A 3,002-nucleotide genomic window follows, 5' to 3' on the forward strand; every position below is an offset into this window, starting at 1 on the left:
TACCGTGCTGCTCAAAAACGTTTACGGCGGGAATATGACGGCCGAGCAGCTTGACAATATCGTTAATGCTTATTTGAGCTTTGCATGAATTATTTGCTTGACAAACAAAAAACAATGAAATACACTGGCGATGCGATGGAAGAGGGAACTTTAAAATTTAATAACGGCCTCATTGTGGAAAAAGGATCAGTCCTCTTTCATCGCACACAACGGGGCCGTTTTGTTTGGAGGTTAAAAAGTGGAAGTTGCAAAAATTATTTTTAGAGAAGACCTTTATCCCCGGATTGAAAAATCACCCGTAACCGTCCAAAAATATGCCGATGACCTGGATGTATTGCCTCCCATTGAGGTAAATCAGCATGGCGAACTCATTGATGGCTGGCATAGATGGACGGCGCACAAAAAAGCGGGGGCACTTGAAATCAAGGCCGTCATAACCGAGACGACCAGCGATGTTAATTTTTTAGAACTGGCGATAGAACGCAATGCGGCCCATGGATTACAGCTCTCCCAGGAAGACAAGAGAAACATGGCGCGGCATATTTACCATATCACTCCCGAAAAAGAACGTGACGCCAAGAAAAAACATTTAGCATTAATTCTATCTGTTTCAGAGCGGACCGTTAGGGACTGGCTATCCCGGATAGACAAGGACTCGAGGGAAGCAAGAAACAAAAGGATATTTGATCTATGGATGGCCTGCTATACCCAGGAAGAAATTGGGGAGAAGGAGAATTTATCCCACCAGGCCGTTGACCTGATATTGCAAGAAATGGCAGACCTGCCGAAACTTGCAAAAAAGCGATCCACGCGCGAAGGGAAGTCTGACTTTTTCCGCTATTTTCCGGGAATGGCCGAAATCTTAAAACCTCTTAAAACCTCTTATTCAATTTACTTTTCCGCCTTATATCCCGCCGTCTATCATTCCATAAAAAACAATGTTAAAATATATATTGACAACGCCATAAAAGCCGTGATATGGAAAGCCATAATTCAGGAAGGGGGACGCTATGAAGGCAATCGGATATATAAGGGTCAGCACAAGCGGGCAAGTGGAAGACGGGGTCAGCCTTGACGCGCAAGAAGCGAAGGTCCGCGCCTGGGCCGATCTGAACAACGCCGCCGAAGTGGTCATCTTCCGGGACGAAGGTATATCAGGAAAGCGATCTGACAACCGCCCTGGACTTCAATCCGCCCTGGCTATGGTCGGCAAGGGGGACGCCCTGGTCGTCTATTCACTATCCCGTCTGTCAAGGTCAACGAAGGACGCCCTGGTCCTGTCGGAAATCCTGCTGAAGAAAGAAGCGGACCTGGTCAGCCTGTCGGAAAAGATCGACACGACATCGGCAAGCGGGAAAATGGTCTTCCGTCTTATGGCTGTCCTGAATGAATTTGAACGGGATCAAATATCTGACCGGACGCGCTTCGCCCTGGCACATAAGAAGGCTATCGGGGAAAAGACCGGGGGGGACATCCCTTTCGGATATTATCTTGACGGGGGACGCCTGGTCGAAGACGACAACGAACAAAAAGCAATCATCCTGATCCGGGACCTTCGGTCGAAGGGATACCGTCTTCAAGCGATCTGCTGGGAACTGGAAAAGGAAGGCTATCTGACGCGAAGGGGGAATCTGAAATGGCAACCAAAGACCGTCAGCAGGATCATCGAAAGACTGGCTGCATGATACGAACTTTTGACACATCGTCCGAAGTGACAAAAAAGAAGGCCGTCCGGGACATCAACGCCGAACCTGAAATGATCGACCTGAAACGCATGATCCGGGCCGGGGAACTATCAGCCGCCCGAACCATCACAACCATAAAGGGGGAATTGAACCATGAAGACAAAAGCGCCTGACCATCTGAAGCAACTGGTCGCAAGGGTCCCTGTCGAAGTGCATCACGCCTTGAAGATAAAGGCCGCCGAAGAAGGGAAGTCAATCGGGATCATAGTCGAAAGACTGATCCGGGAATATCTGACGAAAGGGGTCAAGAATGACTGAAAATCAATTTCAATCTGCAATAGGCGCTGCGGAAACATTCAAGAGGCTGACGGACGATCCTATGGAAGCGGACTTCTGGTCCGGGTATATCCGGGGAACCCGTCGCCTTTACCACGGGGACAAATTCGGAACCGATGAAGAACATGACCTGTGGATGAAGGCCGGGAACAGCGACGACGAATCACGCCGAAGGCAAGGGGCGGGATATATGGCAGGATTTAACGGGCTGGTCATCGGGGCTGCTATGACTGCGGCAAAGGGGGAACGGACATGAAGCTGAAAGCCTTTTCGCCGCTGCTGAATGGATACGAAACGGAAGCCGTCCTGACCACGGATCACGCCGCGTCATCCTATGGACGCCCTGTCCTGGTCATAGACAACGGGGACGCCCTGGGGCCTGCTGACTGCCTGCTGGCTGACTATCGCATCATAGAGGCATCGGAAGACGAGCTGGCCGCCCTGGACGCTGCTGGATACCGCCTGACGATCGAGGGGGGCGCTCATGGCTGAAGACCGCCTGAAGGAACGCATGGACAACGCGCAAGAAGCCGAAGCCGATCCGGGTCGTCATCACATGGAAGAAGCGATCCTGGCAACGCTGGCAACCGATCCCTTCGATCAAGACGCAATCGCCCACGCCGCCCGATCTGTCGCCTGGTCACGTCCTGATTATAAGGCAATCGCCACCGCCCTGCTGGAATCCATAACGGAAGGGATCACCGTTGACCTGGTCATCATAAAGGACAAGCTGCGGACTGCTGGCGCAAAGGTCGAAGACGCGGTCCTGACTGGCATCCTGAACGGGGAAAAGGCTGCGGACGTATCTATCGCCCTGGCCTATATCGGGAAGGTCAACGCCCTGGACAAATATCGGGACGCCCACGCCGCCGGAATGGACTATCTGAAGGCTGTCGCAAAGGCAAAGGAAGCCGGGGGGGATATAGACGCCGCCTTCGCTGACCTGACCGGGAAGGTCTTCGATCTGGCAACGGGAAAGAA

Annotated in this window: 7 protein-coding genes; all 7 read left to right on the plus strand. The window is 52.0% G+C overall.

Annotated features, from left to right (window positions below; all coding sequences use genetic code 11):
- The first annotated feature begins 238 nt into the window (after positions 1-238).
- A complete protein-coding gene (locus Q8Q08_00425; GenBank protein MDP2652477.1) occupies positions 239-1,075 on the plus strand; it encodes a ParB/RepB/Spo0J family partition protein in 837 nt (278 codons plus the stop codon).
- On the plus strand, positions 1,011-1,685 hold the full coding sequence (locus Q8Q08_00430) for a recombinase family protein (protein ID MDP2652478.1): 675 nt from the start codon (positions 1,011-1,013) through the stop codon (positions 1,683-1,685). The genes Q8Q08_00425 and Q8Q08_00430 overlap by 65 nt, the downstream gene beginning before the upstream one ends.
- The gene (locus tag Q8Q08_00435) at positions 1,682-1,858 is read left to right on the plus strand and encodes a hypothetical protein (GenBank protein ID MDP2652479.1); all 177 of its coding nucleotides are present in this window, start codon (positions 1,682-1,684) and stop codon (positions 1,856-1,858) included. The genes Q8Q08_00430 and Q8Q08_00435 overlap by 4 nt, the downstream gene beginning before the upstream one ends.
- Positions 1,839-2,003 carry a hypothetical protein gene (locus Q8Q08_00440; protein MDP2652480.1) on the plus strand — a complete coding sequence of 55 codons (165 nt, stop codon included), beginning with the start codon at positions 1,839-1,841 and terminating at the stop codon, positions 2,001-2,003. The genes Q8Q08_00435 and Q8Q08_00440 overlap by 20 nt, the downstream gene beginning before the upstream one ends.
- On the plus strand, positions 1,996-2,277 hold the full coding sequence (locus Q8Q08_00445; protein ID MDP2652481.1) for a hypothetical protein: 282 nt from the start codon (positions 1,996-1,998) through the stop codon (positions 2,275-2,277). Before Q8Q08_00440 ends, Q8Q08_00445 begins: the two co-directional genes overlap by 8 nt.
- Positions 2,274-2,513, plus strand: a complete 240-nt coding sequence (locus tag Q8Q08_00450; protein ID MDP2652482.1) for a hypothetical protein — start codon at positions 2,274-2,276, stop codon at positions 2,511-2,513. Before Q8Q08_00445 ends, Q8Q08_00450 begins: the two co-directional genes overlap by 4 nt.
- Positions 2,506-3,002 (plus strand): DnaB-like helicase N-terminal domain-containing protein (locus Q8Q08_00455; GenBank protein ID MDP2652483.1); only part of this gene is annotated, 497 nt, incomplete at its 3' end. The genes Q8Q08_00450 and Q8Q08_00455, both read left to right, overlap by 8 nt.

Source organism: Candidatus Omnitrophota bacterium, from assembly GCA_030688425.1.
In the GTDB taxonomy this organism is placed as follows: domain Bacteria; phylum Omnitrophota; class Gorgyraeia; order Zapsychrales; family JANLHA01; genus JAUYIB01.